17 protein-coding genes are annotated in these 26,885 nt (G+C 63.1%); 8 read left to right on the forward strand and 9 right to left on the reverse strand.

Features of this window, described 5'->3' with window-relative positions:
- Window positions 1–139: 139 nt before the first annotated feature.
- Window positions 140–3,658 (reverse strand): YhdP family protein, encoded by a 3,519-nt coding sequence (locus AA309_RS10790; RefSeq protein WP_052954626.1) that lies wholly within the window; start codon window positions 3,656–3,658, stop codon window positions 140–142.
- 102 nt (window positions 3,659–3,760) lie between these two features.
- Here AA309_RS10790 and AA309_RS10795 point away from each other — a divergent pair, with 102 nt between their 5' ends.
- Window positions 3,761–4,225: a peroxiredoxin gene (locus AA309_RS10795; protein ID WP_047189114.1), complete on the forward strand. Its 465-nt coding sequence runs from the start codon at window positions 3,761–3,763 to the stop codon at window positions 4,223–4,225.
- Window positions 4,226–4,273: 48 nt separating this feature from the next.
- Here the strand turns inward: AA309_RS10795 and prfB are convergent.
- From prfB to AA309_RS10815, 3 genes are all read right to left on the reverse strand, one after another.
- A protein-coding gene (gene prfB, locus AA309_RS10800) for a peptide chain release factor 2 (RefSeq protein ID WP_150117490.1) occupies window positions 4,274–5,402 on the reverse strand; the annotation gives its coding sequence in 2 pieces (ribosomal slippage) (window positions 4,274–5,332 and window positions 5,334–5,402; 1,128 coding nt in all).
- Window positions 5,403–5,572: 170 nt separating this feature from the next.
- Window positions 5,573–8,002, reverse strand: coding sequence for a penicillin-binding protein 1A (locus AA309_RS10810; protein WP_047189029.1), 2,430 nt, complete (start codon window positions 8,000–8,002; stop codon window positions 5,573–5,575).
- A gap of 148 nt (window positions 8,003–8,150) precedes the next feature.
- Window positions 8,151–9,410: an N-acetylmuramoyl-L-alanine amidase gene (locus AA309_RS10815; RefSeq protein WP_047189030.1), complete on the reverse strand. Its 1,260-nt coding sequence runs from the start codon at window positions 9,408–9,410 to the stop codon at window positions 8,151–8,153.
- Between the two features lie 609 nt (window positions 9,411–10,019).
- Here AA309_RS10815 and AA309_RS10820 point away from each other — a divergent pair.
- On the forward strand, window positions 10,020–12,746 hold the full coding sequence (locus AA309_RS10820) for an Rne/Rng family ribonuclease (RefSeq protein WP_047189031.1): 2,727 nt from the start codon (window positions 10,020–10,022) through the stop codon (window positions 12,744–12,746).
- 177 nt (window positions 12,747–12,923) lie between these two features.
- On the opposite strand, the gene AA309_RS10825 is transcribed toward AA309_RS10820, so the two are convergent.
- On the reverse strand, window positions 12,924–14,105 hold the full coding sequence (locus tag AA309_RS10825; RefSeq protein ID WP_047189032.1) for a pyridoxal phosphate-dependent aminotransferase: 1,182 nt from the start codon (window positions 14,103–14,105) through the stop codon (window positions 12,924–12,926).
- A 234-nt stretch (window positions 14,106–14,339) separates the two neighbouring features.
- On the opposite strand from AA309_RS10825, the gene AA309_RS10830 reads away from it, so the two are divergent.
- From AA309_RS10830 to aat, 5 genes are all read left to right on the forward strand, one after another.
- Window positions 14,340–15,119, forward strand: coding sequence for a DsbA family protein (locus AA309_RS10830; protein WP_047189033.1), 780 nt, complete (start codon window positions 14,340–14,342; stop codon window positions 15,117–15,119).
- A gap of 295 nt (window positions 15,120–15,414) precedes the next feature.
- The gene (gene aroQ, locus AA309_RS10835; RefSeq protein ID WP_047189034.1) at window positions 15,415–15,882 is read left to right on the forward strand and encodes a type II 3-dehydroquinate dehydratase; all 468 of its coding nucleotides are present in this window, start codon (window positions 15,415–15,417) and stop codon (window positions 15,880–15,882) included.
- A 26-nt stretch (window positions 15,883–15,908) separates the two neighbouring features.
- Window positions 15,909–16,385 (forward strand): acetyl-CoA carboxylase biotin carboxyl carrier protein, encoded by a 477-nt coding sequence (gene accB / locus AA309_RS10840; RefSeq protein WP_047189035.1) that lies wholly within the window; start codon window positions 15,909–15,911, stop codon window positions 16,383–16,385.
- Window positions 16,386–16,393: 8 nt separating this feature from the next.
- Window positions 16,394–17,749 (forward strand): acetyl-CoA carboxylase biotin carboxylase subunit, encoded by a 1,356-nt coding sequence (accC, locus tag AA309_RS10845; protein ID WP_047189036.1) that lies wholly within the window; start codon window positions 16,394–16,396, stop codon window positions 17,747–17,749.
- A gap of 184 nt (window positions 17,750–17,933) precedes the next feature.
- The gene (gene aat, locus AA309_RS10850; protein WP_047189037.1) at window positions 17,934–18,599 is read left to right on the forward strand and encodes a leucyl/phenylalanyl-tRNA--protein transferase; all 666 of its coding nucleotides are present in this window, start codon (window positions 17,934–17,936) and stop codon (window positions 18,597–18,599) included.
- A 141-nt stretch (window positions 18,600–18,740) separates the two neighbouring features.
- Here aat and AA309_RS10855 read toward each other — a convergent pair whose 3' ends face one another.
- The 4 genes from AA309_RS10855 to AA309_RS37205 form a co-directional block, all read right to left on the reverse strand.
- Window positions 18,741–19,361: a DUF2155 domain-containing protein gene (locus AA309_RS10855; protein WP_047189038.1), complete on the reverse strand. Its 621-nt coding sequence runs from the start codon at window positions 19,359–19,361 to the stop codon at window positions 18,741–18,743.
- Between the two features lie 148 nt (window positions 19,362–19,509).
- Entirely contained in the window at window positions 19,510–19,737 is a 228-nt protein-coding gene (locus tag AA309_RS33005; RefSeq protein ID WP_084731082.1) for a hypothetical protein, read from the reverse strand.
- Window positions 19,738–19,766: 29 nt separating this feature from the next.
- Complete coding sequence (locus AA309_RS10860; protein ID WP_047189039.1) at window positions 19,767–20,180, reverse strand: NADH:ubiquinone oxidoreductase subunit NDUFA12; 414 nt, start codon at window positions 20,178–20,180, stop codon at window positions 19,767–19,769.
- Between the two features lie 284 nt (window positions 20,181–20,464).
- Window positions 20,465–22,096 carry a calcium-binding protein gene (locus AA309_RS37205; RefSeq protein ID WP_052954627.1) on the reverse strand — a complete coding sequence of 544 codons (1,632 nt, stop codon included), beginning with the start codon at window positions 22,094–22,096 and terminating at the stop codon, window positions 20,465–20,467.
- Window positions 22,097–23,003: 907 nt separating this feature from the next.
- Here AA309_RS37205 and AA309_RS10870 point away from each other — a divergent pair.
- A complete protein-coding gene (locus AA309_RS10870) occupies window positions 23,004–26,714 on the forward strand; it encodes a vitamin B12-dependent ribonucleotide reductase (RefSeq protein ID WP_047189040.1) in 3,711 nt (1,236 codons plus the stop codon).
- Window positions 26,715–26,885: the final 171 nt, after the last annotated feature.

Below are 26,885 nucleotides of genomic sequence, written 5' to 3' on the forward strand. Positions count from 1 at the left end.
GTGAGGCTTTGAACCTGCTTGAGGATTTCAGCTCCAGAGCATCGGACGAGAAAAGTGGATTTGCACTTTAGGGATCGATCCGATGCTCATTTTCCGAGGAGTGCATCGTTCGAGGCGAACGGAAGGTCCGCACGATGCGCTAGCGCTCCGGAGTCACAGGCGGCGGATCGCCCTGCGGCTCCATTCCCACACCCACACCGAATAGCTTGCGCAGGAAGCCCGGCGCCACGGCCGAGAGCGGATTGACCGTCAGCGTCGGCGCACTTGTCGAGCCCATGGCGCGGAAATTGACCGCGAACAATCCCTCGTACTGCCCGCCTCCGAGCAGCGGCCCGAAGAGCGGCACCTTGGCAAAAGCGTTGTTCAGCCCATAGGCCGGCACGAAGGTGCCCGAGATATCCATGCGATCCCGGCCGTAATCGATGAAGCCGCCGAGAGTGAAGCCGATCTGATTGCCGTAGATCGCCGTGTCCTTGAAATCGACGCGGCCCGCCGTGCGGGTAAATTCGGCTCTTGCCCTGGTGAAGGTCACCTCGTTCACATCCACCCGGACGGTCTGCGGATTGCCGGCCTTGTCCTGTCCGGCGATCACCTGCGTCTGGGTCGGGATGATCCGGCGCAGGGCTGGCTCGTTGACCAGTGTGAAGGAGCGCAGCAACAGAAGTCCGGGCTGAGCCCCCTCGCCCGTCGCCATGTTGATGATGAGATCGCCACCCGCCATGCGCTTGTACACATCGGTAAAGCGCAGAAGCGCACCCGCATCCTCCGCCTGGAGGATGATGACCGAGCCGCCCCTCCCCTGAGCATCCGTGCGGGCAGCAATGTTCGTGGAGCCGAGGCGACCCTTCATATCGAGCTGGCGCAGGGTGTCCTTGCGCACGGACGCCTTGATCGTGGCGTTGGTGATCGCCTCGTCGTTGTAGCCGGTCAGGATGTTGAGCGCGAGGTCGATGTCGACATCCTTGGAGTCCTTCTGCGCGCTTCCGCTACGAGACGAGGATTGCGAGCCGAAACCTTTCAAGAAGGGGCGCGCATCGCCCACGTTCCCGCGGACATTCACCTTGTAGATGCCGCCGGACTGTTCGATTTGCACCCGCATGTCGTCACCGGGCGAGAGCTTGAAGGTGGGCAGATCCGCCTTCTCGATCTCGCCGTCCTTCGACAGAGTCGCAGTGCCGCGCAACTGCACCGTGCCGCTGTCGAGCTGCAAATCGCGGAGTTCGTTTTCGGCCCCCTCGACCATCGCGAAGGTCAGCTTGCCCGGCCTGCCCGCAGGCTTTACCCAGCCGGGAATGAGCTGATCCACACCGGCTTTGGCGAAGTCTGCCTCGATCAGCATGCCGGGCGCATCGGGGTTGCCCAGAGGCATGCCGACCTTGAGTGCGACACTGCCCGTCAACCGCGGGCCGAAGGAGAGCCCGCGCTTGCTGCGCGCCGACTCGTCGAGAACGAAGGAGATATTCGCTTGGCCGCCCTGGCGGTTCTTCTGCACGTCGACATTAGCCGGGCCGCCCCCCATCTTGCCGTCGCCTTTGATCGACAGGTCTCCCCTATCGTAGGCAATCGTCAGATTGGCCGCTTCGAGCTTCTCCTTGCCGAACAGCTTGTCGAGGGTGAGATCGTTCAGTGTTCCTGCAATCTTCAGCGGAAGATCGGCAATGGCTGGAATGTTGTTGACGGCGAGCCCGATCCCAACCCGCAGATCCGCCTTGCCCTTCATCGTGGCGGGATCGACCTCGAACCCGGCGATCTCCTTGACGACCGGCTGCTGGAGCATGGCGCCGACACCATCCGCCGAGCCCAGGAGGCGGAAGTCGATGCGCGCAACCGCATTGTCGTCCCAGTAATTGTCGAGAGCGAAAGAGCCCTCGGAGGCAGCCAGGCTGTAATGACCGGCCATCTCGATGCGCCCGGCCGGCGCACGTAAGGCAACCTTCGTACCGGTCACCTGCCCGGTCACATCCATCTCCGACACGGGCGGCAAACCCTCGGCTGCCTGAAGGATGCCCTGAGAAATCTGAAAATCGATCTTCACGGAGTCATCTGGAATGGGTCCGCCGGACATGGACTTTTCAACATCGGCCCCGGTCATCCCGACCTTGAGCCTGAACATTTCGAGCGTGCCGCTCTTGAGGTTCGCCACTAGGAAACGTCGAACAGGAGGAGCCACGGCCTCCGGCCAGACGCGCAACGCAGACCGGACATTGGTCTGCGTGGCCGTCACGTCGAATTTCAGCCCCTTAGGGTCGGCTGAAGCCGCAAGCGCACCGCTGATGTCCGTGGTGAGGTCAGGCCCGCGCAGCCTGATGCTGTTGATCATGACGCCATTGGGACCGGAGAGATCTGCGTCGAACTGCGAAACCTGAAGCGGGGCATCGCCGGGAGCTGCACCTGACCAGACGATATCCTTGCCGCTCAAGAACAGGCGCCAAGGAGCATTCGCTGTTGGCGTCGATAGCGCGCCTTGGAGCCTGACGCGCGTCTCGCCGCCTTTGAGCTCAAGGGTCGGGAGATTGAGGGTCTTCTTGGCCTCGTCCCATTCGGCCACGATCGTGGCGCGCTCGACAGGCAAAGCCGAGGTATCCTTGTCCTCGATCTGGATCATGCCCGTATTGCTGTCGAGGCGAGTCTTCAACTCCGTCACGCGGCCATCCGCATAGGCCACGTCGAAGCGCCCCGAGAACTCGAGATCGGTCGCAGCCGGCAGGCCTGACAACCCGCTGAGCAGCAGAATGTCCTGGATCGGCGCGGAATCGGCGACGACCGCCGCACGGTAGGCCGTCCCGCTCTCGGCTCTCGCATCGCCGTTGAGCTGCCAGGGGCCCTGAGGACCTTCAACGGTCGCGGCGAAATGACGTCCGCCATTCTCCGACCAGTCGAAAGTGGCGTCGACCCGTTTGAACCTGGCCCTCTCTCGACGATCCGCATCGATGAAGACGAGCTGAGCATTGGTCAGTTGCGCGCGCCCAAGGGAGTTGAGGACACTTCCCGGACCGACGACCAGCTCGAACAGAGAGCCCACGGTGCCCGAGACCTGAGACGGGCCATCGGTGCTCGCGGCCAAGGAAGCGGCGGCCTCCTTGGAAGGAGCGGGTTCGGCTGTCGCGTCAAACGCAGCGTGCAGTTCTTCCGTCGTCTGCACGGGCGAGAAGGTCAGCGAACCATCCCGGTTGACCAGGATCCGCAATTGCAGGTCACGCACCTCGATGGCTTTGGGCTGCAGATTGGCTGTGAGCAGCGACAGGAAGTCGACACTGACAAGAGCATACGGGGCCCGAACAACGAGTCCTCCGCCAGGAGCTCGGATGTCGAGGCCGTTCGCCCGCAGAGCCGGCGTCCCCTCATGCAGTTCGATGGCCGTGTTGCGCAGCGTCACGGCCCATCCGGGGCCGATGCGGGCGGCCAGAGCCTCGGCAACGCGCTCGGGCAGGCGTCCGAAGGTCATGGGGCCGACGGAGAGACGCAGGTAAAAAAGCCCCCCGACAACGACAAGAAAAGCGATCAGCCCAAGCTTGACGTAGAGCGTACCACGGAGCACCCGCCGCCAAAGGCTCTTCTTGGCCGGTTCTCGCCGGGACAACGTGGTACGGAACGGTAACTTCATTCTTGTGATGTCGGCAATCCGGTTCTTGCGCTTGTGCGGCAGCGAGGGAATCACTGGGGAACTTAACCGTCCCGGCAGCCTCCCGCGACCGCCACTTTTCCGTCGTGCACACAAGAGGCTTCCAACCAGCACAATCCGCCAAAAGGAAGGCGAATGATGGCCCTGACGCCCGGAACCAAAGCCCCTGCTTTCTCCTTGCCCGCCACTGGAGGGAAGGACATCTCCCTGGAGAGCCTCAAAGGCAGGAACGTGGTGCTGTATTTCTATCCGAAGGACGACACGAGCGGCTGCACCCTGGAGGCCCAGAATTTCCAGGCCCTTCGCAAGGAGTTCGAGGCCGCCGACACCGAGATCGTCGGCGTCTCCCCCGATCCCCTGAAGAGCCACGACAAGTTTCGGACCAAGTACGGCCTCGAATTTCCCCTCGCTTCCGACGAGGCGACCGCCATTCTGGAAGCCTATGGCGTGTGGGTCGAGAAAAGCATGTATGGCCGAAAATATATGGGCGTCGAGCGCACTACGGTGCTCATCGACCGCGACGGCACCATCGCCAAGGTCTGGAACAAGGTGAAGGTGCCGGGCCACGCGGAGGAAGTGCTGGCAGCGGCACAGGCGCTCTGAAGGCTCACCAAAGTGAAAGGGCCGCTTCGACGAAGCGGCCCTTTGCTTTTAGTCGATATCCTCGACCTCTTCGCCCCCGCCATAGACGCGCTGGGCGAGCGAGGCTTCCATGAACGGGTCGAGATCGCCGTCGAGCACGTCCTGCGGGCTCTGGGACTGGGTGCCCGTGCGCAGGTCCTTCACCAGCTGATAGGGCTGCAGCACGTAGGAGCGGATCTGGTGTCCCCAGCCGATATCGGTCTTGGCGGCAGCTTCAGCGTTCGCTTTTTCCTCGCGCTTCTTCAGCTCGGCCTCGTAAAGACGCGCGCGCAGCATGTTCCAGGCGGTGGCGCGGTTCTTGTGCTGCGAGCGCTCCTGCTGGCAGGCCACGACGATGCCGCTCGGGATGTGCGTAATGCGCACAGCCGAGTCCGTGGTGTTCACGTGCTGGCCGCCCGCGCCGGAGGAGCGGAACGTATCGATGCGGCAGTCGGATTCCTTGATCTCGATGTTGATGCGATCATCCACTACCGGATAGACCCATACCGAGGCGAAGCTTGTATGGCGGCGCGCGTTGGAGTCGTAGGGCGAGATGCGCACCAGACGGTGCACGCCCGACTCGGTCTTGAGCCAGCCATAGGCGTTGTGGCCCTTGATCAGGAGCGTGGCGCTCTTGATGCCGGCTTCTTCACCATCGGTGATTTCGAGGAGTTCGACCTTGAACTTCCGGCGCTCGGCCCAACGGGCATACATGCGCTGAAGCATGGAGGCCCAGTCCTGACTTTCCGTGCCGCCGGCACCCGAGTGCACTTCGAGATAGGTATCGTTGGCGTCGGCCTCGCCCGAGAGCAGGGTTTCCACCTGACGGCGGGCAGCCTCTTCCTGGAGGCTGCGGATCGCCTCCTCGCCTTCCCTGATGGTGTCTTCGTCGCCCTCCATCTCGCCGAGTTCGATCAGCGTGACCGCGTCATCGAGCTCCTGCTCCATGCGCTTGATGGACGAAATCTGATCCTCAAGGGTCGTGCGCTCGCGCATGATCTTCTGCGCGGCCTCCGCATCGTTCCAGAGGTTCGGGTCTTCGGCTTGGGCGTTCAGTTCGGCGAGGCGGCGCTGGGCATTATCCCAGTCAAAGATGCCTCCTCAGCAGCCCGACTGACTGCTTAGTCTCTTCTACGAGGTGTTCGATTTCGGCGCGCATTTTGTCTTGCTGTCCGTGCCTTGAGTTCGAGGGCGTCTTAAGCGGACCGCCCCATGGTGTAAAGAAGCCTTTCCGCAAGCTGCCGAGCACTGCAGTCACCCTCGTGTCTGCCGTACTCATGCGTTTTCGTGCTTGTCAGGAAACGCACTTCATATGGTGAGGAAGGCGGATCAATACAATCCGCCCGGGCTTGCTCCCACCGCCCGCTGTGGCGGAGGCGCGGGCGAGTACTCGGCCTGTGGGGCCGCGTCCTCCTCCTCGGCAGGAGAATAGTATTGCGGCGGCGACTGTCCGGGCTTGAAGGCCTCCAGGATCGTACCGGCGCCATCGCCGGCGCGGGTGCCGGTGGCGGCGCTGACCCGGATCAGCTTGATGCCCGGAGGCACGCGGAACGGAGTCGCAGGCTTGTCCTTCAGGGCCAGCTGCATGAAGTCACGGAACACGGGCGCAGCATACTGGCCGGCGGTAGCCGCATTGCCGAGGGACTTCGGCTGGTCATAGCCGAGGAACACGCCCACAGCGAGGTCGGGCGAGAAGCCCACGAACCACACATCCTTTGCGTCGTTGGTGGTGCCGGTCTTGCCGGCGAGCGGCTTGCCGACGGCCTTAACCGACTGGGCTGTGCCGCGCTGCACCACGCCTTCGAGGATCGAGGTCATCTGGTAGGCGGTCAACGGGTCGAGCACCTGCTCGCGATTATCGGTGAGCTTGGGCGCAGCGCCGCCATCCCATTTCTCGGCATCGCAGGTGGCGCATTTGCGGTCGTCGTGGCGATAGATCGTGCGGCCGCTGCGATCCTGAATCTGGTCGATCAGCGTCGGCTTGATGCGGCGGCCGCCGTTCACGAACATGGAATAGGCCGCCGTCATGCGCATGACCGTGGTCTCGCCAGCGCCGAGCGACATGGAGAGCAGCGGCAGCATGTCGTCATAGACCCCGAAGCGACGGGCATATTCGGAGATGACCGGCATGCCGATCTCGTTGGAGAGACGCACCGTCATCAGGTTCTTCGAATGCTCGATGCCGTAGCGAAGCGTACGCAGGCCCGCAGACTTGCCGTCATAGTTCGACGGAGCCCAGGCGGCCTGCCCCGGTCCCATATCGAGCACGAAGGGCGCGTCCATGATCTGGGACGAAGGCGTGTAGCCGTTGTCGAGAGCCGTCGCGTAGACGATGGGCTTGAACGAGGAGCCCGGCTGGCGCATCGCCTGCGTCGCGCGGTTGAACTCGCTCTGGTCGAAGGAGAAGCCGCCGACCATCGCATGGACGCGGCCCGACTGGGGATCCATGGCGACGATGGCACCGGAAATTTCAGGCACCTGGCGCAGACGATACTGGCCCTGCTTGCCGTCGATGGGCTCCACATAAACCACGTCGCCGACAGCAAGCGCCTTCTCGACGGCACGGCGCGTCCACTTCACGCCGTCGGCGGTCACGAAGCCGGTCTCGCGGTCGCGAGAAAGCTGACCGGAGGATTCCTTCTTCGGCTGAAGGCCGATTCGGGCACGTCCGCCGGAAACTTCGAGCACCACGGCCAGACGCCAGGGCTGCACGTCGCCCATGGACTGAACCTCGGCCAGAGCCAGACCCCATTCGCGGCCCGCCAAGTCGAGCTTCTGCTGGGCGCCGCGCCAGCCGCGCGCTTCGTCGAAGCGCACGAGACCGTCGACCAGGGCCTTACGGGCCATGGCCTGCATCTTGGGATCGAGGGTCGCGCGGATCAGGAGACCGCCCTCGTAGAGCTTCTCTTCACCGTAACGCTCCGCGATGTCGCGACGCACGCCTTCGGCGAAGTAGCCTGAGGCGATGCTGTTGGGAGACACGACGCGCGGCGTGACATTGAGCGGCAGCTTCTTGGCGGCTTCCGCCTCCTCCGGCGTGATGTAGCCGTTCTCGGCCATTCGGCCGATCACCCAGTTGCGGCGCTCGATGGCGGCCTGGCGCTGACGGAACGGATGATAGTTGTTCGGTGCCTTCGGAAGAGCGGCCAAGTACGCGACCTCGGCAATGTCGAGCTCGTGGAGCGACTTGCCGAAATAGTTCAGCGCCGAGGCGGCGACGCCGTAGTTGCTAAGGCCGAGATAGATCTCGTTGAGATAGAGCTCGAGGATCTTGTCCTTCGAGAAGGTGGATTCCATGCGCAGCGCGATCAGAGCCTCACGGATCTTGCGCTCGTAGCTCCTCTCGTTGCCGACGAGGAAGTTCTTGGCCACCTGCTGCGTGATGGTCGAGGCACCCTGCTCGCGTTTTCCGCCCGACTTGACGTTGACCAGGATCGCGCGAACGACGCCCTCGGGGTCGATGCCCGGATGCTTGTAGAAGTTCTTGTCCTCGGCGGACAGGAAGGCGGCCTTCACCAGCTTCGGCATAGCCTGGATCGGCACGTAAAGGCGGCGCTCGCGGGCATATTCCGCGATCAGGCTGCCGTCCGAGGCATGGACGCGTGTCATCACCGGCGGCTCGTAATTGGCGAGCTGCGCGTGATCCGGCAGGTCCTTGGAGTAGAACCAGAATCCATAGGCCAGCCCGACGGCGCCGATCAGGAAGAAGATCGCCCCGATGCTGAACAGGAAGCCGAAGAATCGTAGGACAAAACGCATCCGAAGATATTCCGTTGTCGGCGCTTCAAAAGCACCCGTTTATGCAAGATCCCGAACGCCGTTTCCCACCGGCACAGGAGCGGCACTCAGATCTGCCCGCTCTGTTAACCGAGGAATCGCGCCCCCGCTACGGGTATCCACACTCTATCTATGGTAAAACTGCGGCAGCATCCTGCCGGGCGAGGCGTGCTGCGAAAAAGCGATCCACCGCCGCGCTCATGGCGGAGACCATTTTGCCCCGCCATTCCTCGGACAGGAGCAGGTCGAGGTCCTGCTTGCTGGAGAGATAGCCCAGCTCCACCAGGACCGAGGGCACGTCATGGGCCCGAAGCACCTGGAAGCGGGCCTGACGGTGCGGGTTCTTGTTCAGGCGGGCGACCGAATCGAACGCGCCGACCAGGCGGGTGGCGAAGCCATGAGAGAAACTGCGCGTCTCACGCAAGGTCAGTTCCACCAGGATGTCCGACACGTCATCCGGCATGTCGGTGCTCTCAACGCCTGCCACCGCGTCAGCCTTGTTTTCCCGCTCGGCGAGCCAGGCCGAGTCGGCGTCGGACGCCCTCTCCGACCCTGTATAGACGGTCAGTCCCCGCACCTCCTGGCCGCCGGAGATCGAATCAGCATGGATGGAGATGAAGAGATCGGCCTGGGCACTCCGAGCCGCGCGGACGCGGTCTCCAAGGGAGATGAACACGTCCTTGTCGCGGGTCATCAGAACCTTGTAGCGTCCGCTCGCTTCCAACGCCTTCTGCAGCTTCTGGGCAAAGGAGAGGACGAGATCCTTCTCGAACACGCCCCCAACCGAATTGGCACCGGGATCGATGCCCCCATGGCCGGGATCGATCACGATGACCGGGAGGGCATCCTTGGCGAGCGAAGCAGGCTCCGCCGTGGTGGGTTGGGCCGCCTTGGCCGCAGAGTCAGCGGCCGCGCGATGGAAATCAGCGCGCTCGGTGCGGGTCAGCTCGATGGTCAGCAGCGCCGTGCCGCCGGCGGCATTCGCGTCGACGGTCATGCCGGAGACGGTGGCCGGCTGGGTCAGCTCCATCACGACCCGGGAGCGCCCCGGAGCGAAAAGACCATAACGATAGGAGGAAATCAGTCCCGCCTTCTGACGTCCGGCCTCGGGAGTCAGGTGAAACGCCACCTCCGGCAGGTCGATGATGAGGCGGTCCGGCTTCTCCATAAGAGAGGCCTGAGCCGTCACCGGCTTGGAGAGCGCAATCCGGAACCGGGTCTTGGCGCCTTCAACCTCGACCGAGACATCCGCCGCAATCACGGGAGCAGCAGCCTTGCTCGCATCGCTGCCCGTCGCCCAAGCGGGGCCCGTCCCCGAGGCGACGAAGGTCGCCACGAGACTCACGAGGAGGCCCACGCAGATCAGGCGTATCAAAGCTTTGATTCTCATACTGCCGCTGGAAGTTTCACGCCCTCTTCCTATCTCATTAGAAGGCCTTTGGTTAAGGAAGCTTCTCCTGCGGAAGTTTATTGTCGAGACACTGTTGCATTAACGACACATCGCCTCGGCATCTTGCCAAATGCCCCATTCGATCTGTAATGATCATGAACCCCGTCCGGCATGGCCGAATCTGACGGCGGACCTGAGGAGATGGTTGTGTTGACCGGTCCTCTGAGGATCCCGTCACCCTCGACAGGCGCTCGGAAGGGTTCGGTGGCGATACAGATCGCTGCATTTTACCGATGGCCGGATCCGTTCGGGTCATCGATTCCTAGAAAGGGCCGTCTTGAATGGTTGCGAACACGAAGTCAGCTTTGACTCTCGTTCCGGCACCGTTCGAAGCGCGCGTTTCTTTTCGCGCTCGCCCTTCCCTCACCTCATCCGGCTCAAAGCCGTCCCGTTTTAACCCAGAATGCGCCCCTCTGCGGCGCACGATGGCGATCGACAGCAATCCGAACGCAATTCCAGCCCGCCGCCGCTTCGTGCGGCGTGGCCACCCGCCTTCACTGCGGCTAATGCCTCAGGTCCTGCCCTCGATCGCCATGTCGAGAGTTCAACATGGCAAACAAGATGCTTATCGATGCCTCCCACCCGGAAGAAACCCGGGTCGTGGTGGTACGTGGTCAGAAAGTCGAAGAATTCGACTTCGAATCCGCTAACCGGAAGCAACTGCGCGGGAACATCTATCTCGCGAAAGTGACCCGCGTAGAGCCGTCCCTTCAGGCGGCCTTCGTCGAATATGGCGGGAATCGCCACGGCTTCCTCGCCTTCAGCGAAATCCATCCCGACTATTATCAGATCCCGGTCGCCGACCGTCAGGCGCTGCTCGAGGCCGAAGCCGAGGCGCAGGCTGAAGAAGAGCGCGAGGAAGAGCGCCGCCGCAACCGCCGTCGCCGGTCCGCCCAGCGCCGCGTGGCGAGCGACGACGCGGTTGTCTCCTCCGAGGCCGAGGCCGGCACGGAAGAAGGCGCCGAGACTCAGGCTCCTGCGGAAAGCACCGAAGAGACCATCGACCTGATCGCCGCCGGCGGTGATTTCGAGCTTGCCTCCGGCGAGCCCGCCGAGCCTGTTCAGACCGCTGAGGGCGTCGAGGAACTGAAGGCCCCTGCCGAGGAGCAGGAAGCTCTGGCTGAGACCCAGGAGACCGCAGAAGCTTCCGAGGCTGAAGAGGTCGAGACTTCCGGTGAGGAAGGCGACGAGGACGAGGACGAGGGCGACGACGAGAACGAAGGCGAGGAGGAGGACCACGTCGAGCAGCTCGGGGGCGGCGATGCGTTGGAGGACGTTCCCCAGCGCCGCGTTCCGCGCAAGCAGTACAAGATCCAGGAAGTCATCAAGCGCCGTCAGATCCTGCTGGTTCAGGTCGTGAAGGAAGAACGCGGCAACAAGGGCGCGGCTCTCACCACCTATCTTTCGCTCGCTGGCCGCTATTCGGTGCTCATGCCCAACACGGGTCGTGGCGGCGGCATCTCGCGCAAGATCACGAACGCGGCTGACCGCAAGCGTCTGAAGGAAATCGCCCAGGAGCTGGAGGTGCCTGAAGGGATGGGCATCATCCTGCGCACGGCCGGTGCGTCGCGCACCAAGCCGGAGATCAAGCGCGACTACGAATATCTGATGCGCCTCTGGGAGAGCGTGCGCGAGCTCACTCTCAACTCGTCGGCTCCCGCGCTGGTCTATGAGGAAGGCTCGCTCATCAAGCGCGCCATTCGAGACCTCTACAACAAGGAGATCGACGACATTCTCGTCTCCGGCGAGGACGGCTATCGTGAGGCCAAGGACTTCATGCGCATGCTCATGCCGAGCCATGCCAAGATCGTCCAGCCCTACCGTGAGCCGCAGCCGCTCTTCGCGAAATACGGCGTCGAAGCTCAGCTCGACGCGATGTTCTCAAACATCGTGACGCTGAAATCCGGTGGCTATCTCGTCATCAACCCGACGGAAGCACTGGTCTCCATCGACGTTAACTCGGGCCGCTCCACCCGTGAGCACAATATCGAGGACACGGCGCTGCGCACGAATCTCGAAGCGGCGGAGGAAATTGCCCGCCAGCTTCGCCTGCGCGATCTCGCAGGCCTCGTCGTCATCGACTTCATCGACATGGAAGAGAAGCGCAACAACCGCGCTGTCGAGAAGAAGCTGAACGAGTGTCTGAAGAACGACCGCGCCCGTATCCAGGTGGGTCGCATCTCGCCCTTCGGGCTTTTGGAGATGTCGCGCCAGCGCATCCGCACGGGCGTTCTCGAATCCTCCTCCGTCCCCTGCCCGCACTGCGCCGGCACCGGTTTCGTCCGCTCGACGCCGTCAGTGGCGCTGCACGTGCTGCGCTCGATCGAGGAAACCCTCATCAAGAATTCGGGCTACAACCTCATCGTTCGCACGCGGATGGAGGCAGCCTTCTACATCCTCAACCAGAAGCGCATCCACCTGCGCGATCTGGAGACCCGCTTCGGCGTTGCGATCTCCATCATTGCGGACGGCTCGCTCACCGGCACGACCAACTACGTGATCGACCGCGGCGAGCCCGCGCTGCGGCTCGAGCACAAGTCCGCCGCCACCGGCATCCAGATCGACGCCATCGCTCCGATGGACGTGGTGGAGGAGATCGAACCCGAGATCGAAGCCGAGGACGAGGAACTGGCTGACGAGGAGGCTCGCGCCTCCGAGGAAGGCCGCGGCGAAGAAGGCGAAGGCGGCCGTCGCCGCCGTCGCCGCCGCCGCCGTCGTGGACGCGACCGCGAGCCTTTCGCGGGCGCTGCCCAGAGCGAAGAAGGAGCCGAGACAGAAGCTGATGAAGGTGAGGAACTCGAAGGCGTCGAAGCCGAGGCCTCCGACGAAGAGGGTGAAGCCGCCGAAGGCTCAGAGGCCTCCGACGACCGTGGCCGTCGTCGCCGTCGTCGAGGCCGCCGTGGTGGTCGTGGCCGTGGCCGGGACGAGGCCATCGAGACCTTTGCCACGGAGGAAGGTTTCGCGGCTGCCACCGAGGCTGTCGCCGAGGCCGTCAGCACCCTGGACGAGGAGCCGGTGCGCGAACCCGCTCCTGCTCCGGAGCCTGCCGTATCGGAAGAGCCCATCGAGACCAAGCCCGCTCCGCAACCGACCGAAGAGCCTGCGGAAGCCCCGCGTCCTGTGGTCCCCGAGGCTGTGGTCCCTGAGCCTGTGGTCCCTGAGCCCGTGGTCCCCGAGCCGGAGCCGGTCGCCGTGGTCCTCACCCCGCCGGACCCGGAGCGCCCGAAGCGCGCCGGCTGGTGGTCCAAGGCCAAGTCGGTCCTCAGCGGGTCGTAAGTTCCAGAAGCAAAAATGCCCGGCGAAAGCCGGGCATTTTTGTTGAAGAACTCGTCAATGCCATCATGGCCGCCCCGGACTCGATCCGGGGATCGGTCCTAGCCATCCACGTCTTTGGGCAACGTGCTTCGAAGACGTGGATGCCCGGCCTTGTGCCGGGCATGACGGGAATAAAAGTTATTTCAACCAGCCCCTGAGCCGTTCCACCGTCTCGCGGCAATCGTTCTCCGAACCTGCGAAGGAGAGGCGCATGTAATGCGCGCCTTCGATGGGGTCGAAGTCGAGGCCGGGGGTGGCAGCAACGCCCGTCTCCTCCAGCATGCGCTTGCAGAAGCCGATGGAGTCGTTCGTGTAGCGGGCGATGTCGGCGTAGATGTAGAAGGCGCCATCCACCGGGTGCATCTCGGCGATGCCGATCTTGGGCAGCTCTTCCAGGAGGTAGGCACGGTTGCGCGCGTATCCGGCCTTCACCGCCTCCAACTCCTCGGTGGCATCGAAGGCCGCCAGCGCGGCCACCTGCGAGAGATAGGGCGGCGAGATGTAGAGATTCTGCGCCAGCCGCTCGATGGGGCGCACCAAGCGCTCGGGCACCACGATCCAGCCGATGCGCCAGCCGGTCATGCAATAGTACTTCGAGAAGGAGTTGATCACGACCGCATCGTCGTCCGAGGCGAGCGCCGTGGAGGCTGCGTCGCCATAGGTCAGACCGTGATAGATCTCATCAGAGACAAACCACAGACCGAGGCGGCGGCAGATTTCCCCGAGCTCCGCGAGGGCCTTGCGCCCGATCATCGTGCCGGAGGGGTTCGCCGGGCTCATGGCGAGAATGCCGTGGAGAGGCTTTGCCGCATGGGCCTTCTCGATGGCCTTGGCGGTCATGATCCAGCCATCGGCTTTGTTAAGCGGAATGACGACGGGTTCGATGCCGAGCGCTTCGAGAATATTGCGATAGGCCGGATAGCCCGGCGCCGTGATGGCGACACGCTGGCCCGCATCGAAAAGGCTTAAGAACGCGAGCACGAAACCCGCCGAGGATCCCGTGGTTACGACCACGCGCTCGGGCGCGATAGAGACGCCGTAAGTCTCTCGGTAGTGCTTGGCGATCCGCTCTCTCAAGGAGGCGATGCCGAGCGCCTCCGTGTAGCCGATTCGGCCGAGGTCCAGCGCGGCCTTGGCCGCCTCGCGGGCCGCGCGCGGCGCGGCAGCGGACGGCTGGCCCACCTCCATATGGATCACGCTGTCCCCTCGCCTTTCTTTCGCCGCAGCGGCGCTCAACACATCCATGGCCAGGAAGGACGAGACCCGGTCCATGCGGCGGGCAATGAGGGGCAGGTTCTGATCCGCGATTGATTTTGTCATGGAAAGGCTCGTAACCCGTTGGAAAGCCAGCCTCAAGAACCATGTTTGAGCCGTCATGGCCGCACTTGGTTTACGGCCATCCACGGCTTCTCCCGGGATGAAGGCGTGGATCCCCGGAACAAGTCCAGAGATGACGAGCTGGGTTCGCAAAACGAAGCCGTGATTTGACGTCGCGCTTTCAAAACCGCTAACTCACGCCAGATATCGTACGGAAAATTCCGCAAAGGACCGGATATGCGCTTCTCGCTTCTCAAAACCTGCCAGGCCATGGCTCTGTTCGGCGCTCTTGCCGTTGCACCTGCCGCCCAGGCTCAGAACGCCGTCTTCAACGAGCAGCAGAAGCAGGCGATCGGTGAGGTCGTGCGGGAATACCTCCTGAAGAACCCGGAGCTTCTGGCCGAGGTCATCAGCGAGCTCGAGAAACGCCAAGCCGAGGCCCAGCAGGTTGCCCAGACGAGCGCCGTGAAGGAGACGAAGCAGACGCTTCTGAACGCGCCCCATTCCTATGTGGCGGGCAATCCTTCGGGCGACGTCACCCTGGTCGAGTTCTTCGATTACAATTGCGGTTACTGCAAAAAGGCTCTCGCCGACGTGCAGACGCTCATGAAGAGCGATCCGAAGCTGCGCGTCGTGCTGAAGGACTTCCCCGTTCTCGGGCCTGATTCCGTGGAGGCGAGCCGCGTGGCCCTTGCGGTGAAGAACCAGCTGCAGGGCCAGAAGCTCTTCGACTACCACGTGAAGGTTCTGGAGACCCGCGGCCGCGTGGGCGGCGAGCGGGCCATGGCCGTGGCCAAGGAGATGGGCGTCGACATGGCCAGGCTCCAGAAGGATCTGGACAGCGCGGAGGTGCGCAACGCCCTTCAGGAAAACATGGCGCTGGGCGACAAGCTGAACCTGACCGGCACCCCGGCCTTCATCATCGGTGAGACGGTCATCCCCGGTGCGGTCGGCATCGACCCGCTGAAGCAGGTGGTCGACAACGTCCGTGCCTGCGGCAAGGCTACGTGCGGATAAGCCCGACCCGTCATTCACCATTCGTCATGGCCGTCCCCGGACTGGATCCGGGGATCAGTCCCAGCCATCCACGTCTTGAGGCGAATTAAAGACGTGGGTCCCCGGCATAAGGCCGGGGATGACGAGAGGCCGATCTGATAGCGAGAGCAAAAAGCGGCCTTTCGCCTTGATACCCTGACGGAAATCGCCCCAAGCTCTGGAAAGGCTTGGTTTTCCCCTTCCCCCATGCCCTCCTTTTGGCTAAGAGGGCGTTTCAGCTCCGCCTGACGGAGTTTCACGGAACGCTCCTTTCGCGATGATCAACGTCCACGTCCTTAACGGGCCCAATATCAACCTGCTCGGCCGTAGAGAGCCCCAGATTTACGGCAGCACCACGCTGGCGGACATCGAGAAGCTCGTGCGCGACAAGGCTGAGACCTTGGGGGCGGCGATCACGTTCCGCCAGTCCAACCACGAAGGACAGCTGGTCGACTGGATCCAGGAAGCAGGAGCCCAAGGCGCGGGCATCGTCATCAATGCCGGCGCTTACACCCACACCTCGATCGCGCTGCGCGATGCCATCGCCGGCAGCGGCGCTCCGACGATCGAGATTCATCTTTCCAATGTTCATGCTCGCGAAGGCTTTCGCCATCGCTCGTTCATCGCACCCGTGTCAGTCGGCGTGATCTGCGGTTTCGGCCCCATGAGCTATCTGCTCGGCCTCGAAGCGGTTCATCATGTCATGGTGGAACGGGCCCGGCTTCAGAAGCCCTCCCAGCACTAGTTCCTCACAATAAAGAGGTGAGCCCCATGGCCAAGGAAAACCCTTTCGATCCCGATCTCGTCCGGGAGCTGGCGAACCTGATCGCCGAAACGGATCTCAGCGAGATCGAAGTGGAGAAGGGCGACCTTCGCATCCGCGTGGCGCGCGTGATCCAGGCGGCCGTGACGGTTCCGGTTGCGGCTCCCGCGGCGCTTGCTCCGGCCCCTGTCGTGGCCCCGCCCCCGGCGGCTTCCGAAGCCGCAGCGGCCGCCAAGCCCGGCGCTCCCCACCCGGGCGCCGTGCTCTCCCCGATGGTCGGAACCGCCTACCGCAAGCCCTCGCCGGACGCGAAGCCCTTCGTGGAGATCGGCTCCAAGGTCCAGGCCGGCGACAAGGTGCTGCTCGTCGAGGCGATGAAGACCTTCAACGAGATCGTCGCTCCCCGCGCCGGTACCGTGACCGCCATCTATGTCGAAGACGGAACCCCTGTTGAATACGGCGAACCCCTCCTCGTCATCGAGTAAGGCGCGACATGTTCGATAAGATCCTCATTGCGAACCGAGGCGAGATCGCCCTGCGCATTCTTCGCGCGGCGAAGGAACTCGGGATTGCCACCGTCGCTGTGCATTCCACTGCCGACGCGGACGCCATGCATGTGCGCCTCGCCGACGAGAGCGTCTGCATCGGTCCGCCTGCGGCCCGCGACAGCTATCTCAACATCCCGGCCCTGATCGCCGCCTGCGAGATCACCGGCGCGGATGCCATCCACCCCGGCTACGGCTTCCTCTCCGAGAACGCCCGTTTCGCCGAAGTGCTGGAGCATCACCGCATCGCCTTCATCGGCCCCAAGGCGGAGCACATCCGCATCATGGGCGACAAGATCGAAGCGAAGCGCACCGCCAAACGTCTCGGCATTCCCTGCGTGCCTGGCTCCGAGGGCGGCATCTCCGATGAGGACGAGGCCAAGCGCGTCGCCAAGGAGATCGGCTATCCGGTCATCATCAAGGCTGCTGCCGGCGGCGGCGGGCGCGGCATGAAGGTCGCCCGCAACGAGGCCGATCTCGTCCATGCGCTGCAGACCGCCAAGACCGAGGCGAAGGCCGCCTTCGGCGACGACGCGGTTTATATCGAGAAATATCTCGAAAAGCCGCGCCACATCGAGATCCAGGTTCTCGGCGACGGAAAGGGCGGCGCGGTCCATCTCGGCGAGCGCGACTGCTCGCTCCAGCGCCGCCACCAGAAGGTCTGGGAAGAAGGCCCCTCGCCGGCTCTGAACGTCGAGATGCGCGAGCGCATCGGCGGCGTCGTGGCGAAAGCCATGCAGGAGTTGCAATATGCCGGCGCCGGCACCATCGAGTTCCTCTACGAGGACGGCGAGTTCTACTTCATCGAGATGAACACCCGCATCCAGGTGGAACACCCGGTCACGGAGATGATCACCGGCATCGACCTGGTGAACGAGCAGATCCGCGTGGCGGCAGGCCATCCGCTCTCGGTGAAGCAGGAAGACATCAAGATCGAAGGCCATGCCATCGAGTGCCGCGTGAATGCCGAGCATCCCTCGACCTTCCGTCCCTCGCCCGGCACGATCAGCTACTTCCACCCGCCAGGCGGTCTCGGCGTGCGCGTTGATTCGGCAGCCTACCAGGGCTACCGCATCCCGCCGCACTATGATTCTCTCGTGGGCAAGCTCATCGTGCATGGCCGCACCCGCAACGAGTGCCTCATGCGCCTGCGCCGGGCGCTTGACGAGTTCGTGGTGGACGGCGTGGATACGACGCTGCCGCTCTTCCGTACCCTCGTTCGCAACCCGGACATTCAGAACGGCCAGTACGACATTCACTGGCTCGAGAACTTCCTGAAGACGGGCGGACTGGAAGAAGCGTAATCGATGCCCCGCTTCCTCCAGGTCGGTCGCGGTGGTGAGCGCAAGGCACAGGCTCTGCGCTCGTCCCATGCAGCGGACCCGGAGGAGCACCTTCTTCCTAAAATTGACGTGTCGCCCGTCTAACCTTAGGTGCCGGGCGTTCTATCTGTGCTGACATGGCCCGAAAGATTGGACATGCTGGTGAATGACCCAGTCTTCCGATGATACCGTCACCATTACGCCTGAGATCCTGCTGAAAGCCTATGCAGCCGGCATCTTCCCCATGGCGGAAGATGCTGACGATCCTTCCCTCTTCTGGGTCGAACCGCGCGAGAGGGGCATCATTCCTCTCGACGGCTTTCATCTTCCCAAGCGTCTGGCTCGCACGATTCGCTCGGATGAATTCGAGGTCCGGGTGGACCAGGATTTCGACGCGGTCATTGCCGGTTGTGCGGCGCCAGGGGCGGATCGCGAGAAGACCTGGATCAACAGGCGGATCCGAGATCTCTACGGGCAGTTGTTCGATGCCGGCTTCTGCCACACGGTCGAGGTCTATCGGGACGATCGCCTCGTTGGCGGGCTTTATGGCGTGCGCCTGAAAGGCGCTTTCTTCGGCGAGAGCATGTTTCATACCGAGCGCGATGCCTCGAAGGTCGCCCTCGTGCATCTCGTCGCCCGCTTGAAGCGCGGCGGCTTCACGCTTCTCGATACCCAGTTCGTCACCTCGCACCTTGCACAATTCGGCGCCGTCGAGGTTCCCCGGCGCACCTACAAGCAGATGCTGCGCGCGGCCATGGAGCATGAAGGCCAGTGGTACGTCTGGCCCAAAGGCCGAAACGTGAGCGGCGGGGAAATCCTCGCCGTGATGTAGACCAGCTCAGCGTATCGTGCGGACCCGAAGGGCCGCGTCAGTGAAAAGTGGACCCGGTTTTCCGCCCCAAACGATGCGCTACTTCATAAATTGAGCATCGGATCGATCCCAAAAGGGGAGTCCACTTTTGGGTCCGGGGCTTTAGCGATCCGTATTGATGAGAGGAGCGTTCCGGTTGAAATCCCGGGTCGGACGCTGTGCAGGCTGGCGCGGCTGCAGCGGAGCCGTGTTGAGCGGCGGTGCAGGCGGCAACGGCCGGGCACCCTCCGCTGGAGCCATGATGCCGCCGGGCCGCGGGGCCTCCTCCGCAGGCGTGCGCTGCGTGGTCGGCTCGATCGGCGGCAGTTCTTCCACCACTTCCTTGGGCTCGGCGATCACCTCGGTGCCGCCTTTGCAGTCCACGAGCCAGAGATCGTAGACCGGGTGCTCGATCCCGTGCAGGCCGGGGCTCGATGCGAACATCCAGCCGGAGAACACCTTGCGGACGTTCCCGTCCGTGCCGGTCTCCTCCACCTCGACGAAGGACGTGGTGTTCGGGGTCTCGGTCTGCGGCTTGGTAAAGCAGACGCGCGGCGTCATCTGCAGAGCGCCGAACTGCACCGTCTCATCGACCTTCACCTCGAACGACACGATGCGTCCGGTAATCTTGTCGAGCCCGGAAAAGACAGCCGTCGGATTCTTGATTCTGTCCGCCTGGGCGGCGCCCGCCGTGCCGATCAGCGATGCGAGCACCAGAGCCGCCCGCGTCCATTCGAACTTCATTGTTGGTCCATGCCCCTTGTGAGCTGGCTGAGCGGCCGAGCACGGCCGCTGTCGGGTTCCGGCAACGCGATAACACGCGAACCATGATGGAAAAAGGGCAAGCGAGACCAGAAAGCCCATTACGCCGCGTCTTTTAAGGGCGGCGCGCCTATCGAAAACCACGTTCCAGGGGATTAGGCGCGGGCTCCTTCATGGGATCGCCCTCTTTCTCCCGCTTGTCATAATGGGCGGTGGAGCAGGTCACGGAGCACAGCAATCCACGATCCGACCAGTAGGACGGGCCGTTCTCGATCCTGCCGGCGTGATACGCGAAGTCCGTGTGGCCGTAAGGTAGGCCACACTCGACGCAGGTGCGGGAATTGAGTCGGTTCAGCATGACGGGGTCAGGGCAAGGCCGGAGCGGTCTTACTCACCCGGCGTCCACGGAACATAGTCGCCGGTAGCGGCGGGGCGCCGGCCGGTCGAGAGCTGCGAGCCCTGCGGGCGGTAGGCCTGGGGCGTACCGGTCATGTTCGGCACGTAGGGCTTCTCCCACGAGCGCGGCTGATAGTTCTCCTCGCTCGGAGGAACATCGCCGTTGTGGCAGAGCCACGCGCGCCAGCCCGGAGGAACCCGCGAAGCGTCGGCATCGCCGTTATAGATGACCCAGCGGCGCTCGGCGCCGACGTTCGAATCGATCGGCTGAGCCTGGGTATAGCGGTAGTAGCGGTTGCCGAATTCGTCCTCGCCCACGAACTGCCCCTTGCGCCAGGTGAAGAACCGGGTGCCGAGGGTCTGTCCGTTCCACCAGGTAAAGAACTGAATCAAAAACTGTTTCATCGCTACCGCCGAGGGGGGATTCCTGAAGTTGCGCGGAATATGGCCGGAGCATGAGGCGAAGTCCAGGGTAAAGATAGGCTCCCGGAAAGCGTCTTCTCCAGCGTAACACCAGGACATGCTTGGACGCCTTCGTGCCAATAGCCCAGCTCAAGCTCGACAAGATCGACGAGAGCCTTGAGAAGGCCATGGCGGCCTGAACCAGGCCTGCCCCGCACGAGTCCCTCACAATGGAGAAGGGCGCAGCCACCGCTGCGCCCTTGCCTGTCTCAGGACCGCGCGGCACGTCAGACGAGGAAGAAGTCGGCCGCCGTCAGCGCCTTGCCGGCCCCGATCGTGGCCAACTTCACCGCAGCCCCCGCCCCCGAGCCATCGGCGTCAAACCACAGCGCCCCCGTGCCGCGGTCGTACAGAATCTTCTGGTCCGCCGTCCCCGCCGCCGCGCCCAGCCGGAACGCCGCCGTCGCCAACGTCCCCGCCCCGAGGCCGAACAGGCTGGCCGACAGCTGGATCCGGTCCTCGCCGACGGTAAAGTCGATGATCCGGTCAGGGCCGCTGGCATCGAGCACGAACACGTCCTGGCCGTCACCACCCACCAGCTCGTCCGAGCCCGCGCCGCCGATCAGCGTGTCGGCGCCGGCCTCCCCGCGCAGGGCATCGCTGCCGTCGCCGCCGTCGATCAGGTCGGCGCCGGCCCGGCCCAGGAGCACGTCGTCGCCGCCCTCGCCGTAGAGCAGGTCGGTGTCGTCGCCGCCATCGAGGGTGTCATGGCCGGTCGAGCCGAACAGCGTGTCGGAGCCGGCCCCGCCGTCGACGAGATCGTTGCCGGCATCGGCGATGATCCAGTTGCCATTGGCGTTGCCGATCAGGATGTCGTGGAAGGCCGAGCCCCAGAGGCCGTTGACGGCGATGAACACGTCGCCGGCCGCCTCGCCGGTATTGGCGGCGGCGTCGCTCAGGTTCGCGGTGACGGCGATGAAGGCATGCTGGTAGGAGGCGACGCCGAAGCCGCCGGAGCCGTCGAGGGTGTCGGCGCCGCCGCCGCCCTCGAGCAGGTTGTTGCCGCCTCCGCCGTAGAGCAGGTCGCTGCCGAAGCCGCCGACGAGGCTGTCGTCGCCGAGGCCGCCCTGCAACAGGTCGTCGCCATCGGCCCCGTTCAGCGTGTCGTTGCCGTCGCCGCCGTCGATGTAGTCAGCGCCAGAACCACCATACAAAACATCATCCCCAGCGCCGCCATTGAGCATGCCGTTACCTGTGATGACATCATTGCCTGACGTACCGATCACCGCCCGCGGTATGACCATGAGCAAGGAGCTGCTTTCACCTGCGATCTTGATTCTAATGATGTCATGACGAGGGCTGGTAATAGGCGGTACAGGGTCCAGCCATCCAGGAGAGGCATCATCCTTCGGTCGAGGAGCGCCTTCAGGTGTCAAGAAGTGAGGGAGAGGCCACAGCCAAATATTTCCTCCATCGATGAGATGATTATTTTCGTCGAGCTGGTAGACCCGCACACTGATCCATGTCGTGCCATCGGGGAAAATGAGATATTCGGTTCCATCTTCGGTGGAGACTGCTTCTGGCGTGAAATCGACAACAGTATGTTCGAGGTTAGGAACCCATTCGACGTCGGGAATCTCGGGAACGATCATATCTTCAAGAATTCCGGCGTACTCGCCGTTCTGGATGCTCCCCATATTGCCGGCGAGTATGCTGTAGATGCTGGCGAACAGGTTTGTGGTCGTGACGGTGAAGAGCTCATGAAACTCGTCATCGCTCAACTCACCGTCGCCATCCTGGCTGCCGCTGCCGGACCCTGATCCGCTGCCGTAGCCGATGGAAATGGTGGCTTGCACAGGCGTGCCGTTCACCACCCTGTCCTCGAGCATTTCCAGCTCGGTCCAAAGATTGAATGCCATTTAGTTCTCCTGATCTGCATGGAAGCAGTGGAGATCGCCCCCATTTGCGGAACCGTGAACAGCCCCATGAGCGCCCCACCTGTAAATTGTTATTATGTTTCATTTCGTGGTCAACAGCTGCATCTCACCGTCCGGCTCTTTTTGGTGACTGGGCTTCTTACGCAGAGAATTGAGGAGTATTTTCAGGAGTATATAGGATTACAGACTTATGTCTAACATCGCCAGGGAACCTGTCACTTCACGTTGTGACCCTGCGGCGTAGGAAAACAATTTCCTCCCTTAGCCCGCTTCCCGGCATCTCCCGGCCAATAGGGAACAGAATCGGCCGCCTCGATTCGTCTGAGGCGATTCTGAGGCGGTTTTTCCCGGATTCACGGGATTCTTGCGCCGGAAAGAGTTTTTTCGCCGCTTTGATCTTGCCGGTGTCGATTGATGCGCCGGCACAACATTTGCCGCCTCTTATGCATGGCAAAATTGCAAATCTGAGCCGGCCAACCTTGGCCATTGGAAAAATCAGATTTGGAATCTGAAAGGAGTCTCCAAGGCTTAGCTACTTTTCCACATTCTTAACACTTGCCCACTATATATAGTTGGAACAAGAACGCTCAGCACAAGTTCTTGACGTGAGGCTCGCAACACGACTAGCTTGCCGGGGTTCCGATCCGAGACCGGCGACCAGCCCGAAAGGGCGGTCGAAATCTCCCCAGAGCGAGCGTTCAGAGCCCGCAGCAACGTCGTTGCTGCGCGACCTGTGGCGTCTGAAGGAGGCCGTAACTCGGGCGTGTTGCGTGTGGCGATCCGGAAAAAGGATCGTCGGGGTGTCGAACAAAGTTTTTTGGGGCTGAAGAGCCACAGGGGCAACTTGTGGCCGAGGGGACGTTTGTCCCCAAACTTGAGGATGTCAAAGATGCGGATCGAGCGGCGTTACACCAAAGCTGGGCAGTCGCCTTATTCCTCCCTGGCCTTCCGGCTCGCCACGAGCGAGATCCGCAATCCGGACGGCTCCGTCGTCTTTAAGCTTGAGAACATCGAGGTGCCGGAGACCTGGAGCCAGGTCGCGTCCGACGTTCTCGCCCAGAAGTATTTCCGTAAAGCGGGCGTTCCGGCCCGCCTGAAGAAGGTCGAAGAGAACGACGTTCCTTCCTGGCTCTGGCGCTCGGTGCCCGACGAGGCCGCGCTTAGCCAGTTGCCGGAAGAGAGCCGCTTCGGCTCCGAGATTTCCTCCAAGCAGGTCTTCGACCGGCTTGCCGGCTGCTGGACCTATTGGGGCTGGAAGGGCGGCTACTTCTCATCGGAAGAAGACGCCCAGGCCTTCTACGACGAGCTGCGCTACATGCTCGCCAACCAGATGGTGGCGCCGAACTCGCCGCAATGGTTCAACACCGGCCTGCACTGGGCCTACGGCATCGATGGCCCCGGCCAAGGCCACTATTATGTGGACTACAAGACCGGCAAGCTGACGAAGTCGAAATCGGCCTACGAGCATCCGCAGCCGCATGCCTGCTTCATCCAGAGCGTCGAGGACGACCTGGTGAACGAAGGCGGCATCATGGACCTGTGGGTCCGCGAGGCGCGCCTCTTCAAGTACGGCTCGGGCACGGGCTCCAACTTCTCGAAGCTTCGTGGCGAGGGCGAGAAGCTCTCCGGCGGCGGCCGTTCCTCGGGCCTGATGTCCTTCCTCAAGATCGGCGACCGCGCTGCCGGCGCGATCAAGTCGGGCGGCACCACCCGCCGCGCGGCGAAGATGGTCGTCGTCGACGTCGATCACCCCGACATCGAGAGCTACATCGACTGGAAGGTGAAGGAAGAGCAGAAGGTGGCCGCGCTCGTTGCCGGCTCCAAGCTCGCCTCCAAGCACCTCAAGGCGATCCTGAAGGCTTGCGTGAACTGCGAGGCTCCTGGTGACGCCTGCTTCGATCCGGAGAAGAATCCGGCTCTGAAGAAGGAGATCAAGCTGGCGCGCCGGGTCCAGATCCCGGACAACTACATCAAGCGCGTCATCCAGTTCGCCAGGCAGGGCTACACCGACATCGACTTCCCCGTCTACGACACGGACTGGGACTCGGAAGCCTATCTCACGGTATCCGGCCAGAACTCCAACAACTCCGTCTCGGTGACGGACGACTTCCTGCGGGCCGTTGAGAACGACGGTGAGTGGAAGCTCACCGCCCGCAAGGACGGCAAGGTGCTGAAGACCCTCAAGGCGCGCGACCTGTGGGAGCAGATCGGCCACGCCGCCTGGGCCTCGGCCGATCCGGGCCTGCACTTCAACACCACCATGAACGACTGGCACACCAGCCCCGCCGGTGGCCGCATCCGGGCGTCGAATCCCTGCTCGGAATACATGTTCCTGGACGACACGGCCTGCAATCTCGCCTCCGCGAACCTGCTGCAGTTCTTCGACCGCGCGGCGCATAAGTTCGACGCCGAATCCTTCGAGCATGCCTGCCGCCTGTGGACCGTGGTGCTCGAAATCTCCGTGATGATGGCGCAGTTCCCGTCAAAGGAAATCGCGCAGCTTTCTTACGAGTACCGCACGCTCGGCCTCGGCTACGCGAATATCGGCGGCCTGCTCATGACCATGGGCCTGCCTTACGATTCCGACGCGGGCCGTGCGCTCGGCGGCGCGATCACCGCAATCATGACCGGCGTGTCCTATGCCACTTCCGCCGAGATGGCGGGCGAGCTCGGCGCGTTCCCGAACTACAAGGCCAACGCGAAGTCGATGCTGCGCGTGATCCGCAACCATCGCCGCGCGGCGCATGGCGTGTCGGAAGGCTACGAGGGCCTCTCCGTCAACCCGGTGCCGCTCGATCACGCCTCCTGCCCCGACCAGGACCTGATCGCTCATGCGAAGGCCGTCTGGGATAAGGCGCTCGAACTCGGCGAGAAGAACGGCTACCGCAACGCGCAATCCACCGTGATCGCGCCCACCGGCACGATCGGCCTCGTGATGGATTGCGACACCACCGGCATCGAGCCCGACTTCGCTCTTGTGAAGTTCAAGAAGCTCGCCGGCGGCGGCTACTTCAAGATCATCAACCGGGCCGTTCCGGATGCGCTGCGCGCGCTCGGCTACCGCGAATCCGAGATCGCCGAGATCGAGGCTTATGCGGTCGGCCACGGCTCCATGAAGCAGGCGCCCGCCATCAACCCGTCGACGCTCGCCGCGAAGGGCTTCACGGACGAGAAGATCGAGGCTGTCGAGAAGGGCCTGAAGAGCGCTTTCGACATCAAGTTCGTCTTCAACCGCTGGACGCTGGGAGAAGACTTCCTCACCGGCACGCTGAAGGTGCCGGCGGAAAAGCTCAGCGATCCGTCCTTCGACCTGCTCCAGCACCTCGGCTTCTCGAAGGCCGACATCGAGGCCGCGAACATCCACATCTGCGGTGCGATGACGCTCGAAGGCGCGCCCTTCCTGAAGCTCGAGCACTATGCGGTGTTCGATTGCGCCAATCCGTGCGGCAAGATCGGCAAGCGCTATCTCTCGGTCGAGAGCCACATCCGCATGATGGCGGCGGCGCAGCCCTTCATCTCGGGCGCGATCTCCAAGACCATCAACATGCCCAACGACGCCACCGTCGAGGATTGCAAGAACGCCTACATGCTCTCCTGGAAGCTGGCGCTCAAGGCGAACGCTCTCTACCGCGACGGCTCCAAGCTCTCGCAGCCGCTGAACGCCGCCCTCATCTCTGATGAGGAGGACGATGCCGAGGACGCCGCCGAAACCGTGGCCGCCATGCCGGCTGCCGCGAAGGCCGCCCACGTGTCGGAAAAGATCGTCGAGAAGGTCGTCGAGCGCATCGTGGCTCTGCGCGAGCGCGAGAAGATGCCCGACCGCCGCAAGGGCTACACCCAGAAGGCCGTCGTCGGTGGCCACAAGGTGTATCTGCGTACGGGCGAATACGACGACGGTCGTCTGGGCGAGATCTTCATCGACATGCACAAGGAAGGCGCCGCCTTCCGTGCGATGATGAACAACTTCGCCATCGCGATCTCGCTCGGCCTGCAATACGGCGTGCCGCTGGAAGAATACGTGGAGGCCTTCACCTTCACCCGCTTCGAGCCGGCCGGCTTCGTGCAGGGCAATGAGCGCATCAAGTCCGCAACCTCGATTCTCGACTACGTGTTCCGCGAGCTCGCCATCTCCTATCTCGGCCGCAACGACCTCGCTCATGTGGACCCGTCGGAGCTGGGCCCCACCACCATCGGCCAGGGCGAAGCCCAGTCGAAGGCGCCGGAAGCGGCACCCGCCACGGCGATCGTCTCCCGCGGCTTCACCCGCGGTAACGTGGACCGCCTCATGCTGATCCCCGGCGGTGGCGGCAGCGCCGCAGGCATCACTCAGCGCACGGGCACGGTGACCGTGGGTGCGAATGCCCTGAAGGGAGAACTTAGCCAGCCCGCAGCGCAGGAGCAGGTCGTCGGCGAAGCCGAGATGTCCAAGCTCGCCTTCTCTGCCCCCGCTGCCTCTCCCTCGATCGCCGACAAGCGCGCCGAGGCCAAGATGAAGGGCTACGTGGGCGAAGCCTGCCCCGAATGCGCGAACTTCACGCTGGTGCGGAATGGGACGTGCTTGAAGTGTGATACATGCGGTTCGACGACGGGGTGTTCGTAAAACATCGATCTTAGGATAGAAGATGTACCTACAGCTATAAATTTGCCTTTTGGGGTGCTGCCTCTTCCTTTTTGCTAGCTATAGTTCTTCCTCCCGCTGGAACAGCGGGAGGAAGCAAGTGACAGGTTTCACTCTGCAGGCGGACGTCCAGCGGCTGCAGGCGATAGCTGT

Source organism: Microvirga vignae (assembly GCF_001017175.1).
GTDB classification, from domain to species: domain Bacteria; phylum Pseudomonadota; class Alphaproteobacteria; order Rhizobiales; family Beijerinckiaceae; genus Microvirga; species Microvirga vignae.

Coding starts and splice junctions, on each gene's coding strand:
- AA309_RS10825 (WP_047189032.1), bottom strand. CDS start 14,105: ATGACAAAATCAATCGCGGATCAGAACCTGCCCCTCATTGCCCGCCGC.
- AA309_RS10860 (WP_047189039.1), bottom strand. CDS start 20,180: ATGAAACAGTTTTTGATTCAGTTCTTTACCTGGTGGAACGGACAGACC.
- AA309_RS33005 (WP_084731082.1), bottom strand. CDS start 19,737: ATGCTGAACCGACTCAATTCCCGCACCTGCGTCGAGTGTGGCCTACCT.
- accC (WP_047189036.1), top strand. CDS start 16,394: ATGTTCGATAAGATCCTCATTGCGAACCGAGGCGAGATCGCCCTGCGC.
- AA309_RS10795 (WP_047189114.1), top strand. CDS start 3,761: ATGGCCCTGACGCCCGGAACCAAAGCCCCTGCTTTCTCCTTGCCCGCC.
- accB (WP_047189035.1), top strand. CDS start 15,909: ATGGCCAAGGAAAACCCTTTCGATCCCGATCTCGTCCGGGAGCTGGCG.
- AA309_RS37205 (WP_052954627.1), bottom strand. CDS start 22,096: ATGGCATTCAATCTTTGGACCGAGCTGGAAATGCTCGAGGACAGGGTG.
- AA309_RS10810 (WP_047189029.1), bottom strand. CDS start 8,002: ATGCGTTTTGTCCTACGATTCTTCGGCTTCCTGTTCAGCATCGGGGCG.
- aroQ (WP_047189034.1), top strand. CDS start 15,415: ATGATCAACGTCCACGTCCTTAACGGGCCCAATATCAACCTGCTCGGC.
- AA309_RS10815 (WP_047189030.1), bottom strand. CDS start 9,410: ATGAGAATCAAAGCTTTGATACGCCTGATCTGCGTGGGCCTCCTCGTG.
- AA309_RS10820 (WP_047189031.1), top strand. CDS start 10,020: ATGGCAAACAAGATGCTTATCGATGCCTCCCACCCGGAAGAAACCCGG.
- AA309_RS10830 (WP_047189033.1), top strand. CDS start 14,340: ATGCGCTTCTCGCTTCTCAAAACCTGCCAGGCCATGGCTCTGTTCGGC.
- aat (WP_047189037.1), top strand. CDS start 17,934: ATGACCCAGTCTTCCGATGATACCGTCACCATTACGCCTGAGATCCTG.
- AA309_RS10870 (WP_047189040.1), top strand. CDS start 23,004: ATGCGGATCGAGCGGCGTTACACCAAAGCTGGGCAGTCGCCTTATTCC.
- AA309_RS10855 (WP_047189038.1), bottom strand. CDS start 19,361: ATGAAGTTCGAATGGACGCGGGCGGCTCTGGTGCTCGCATCGCTGATC.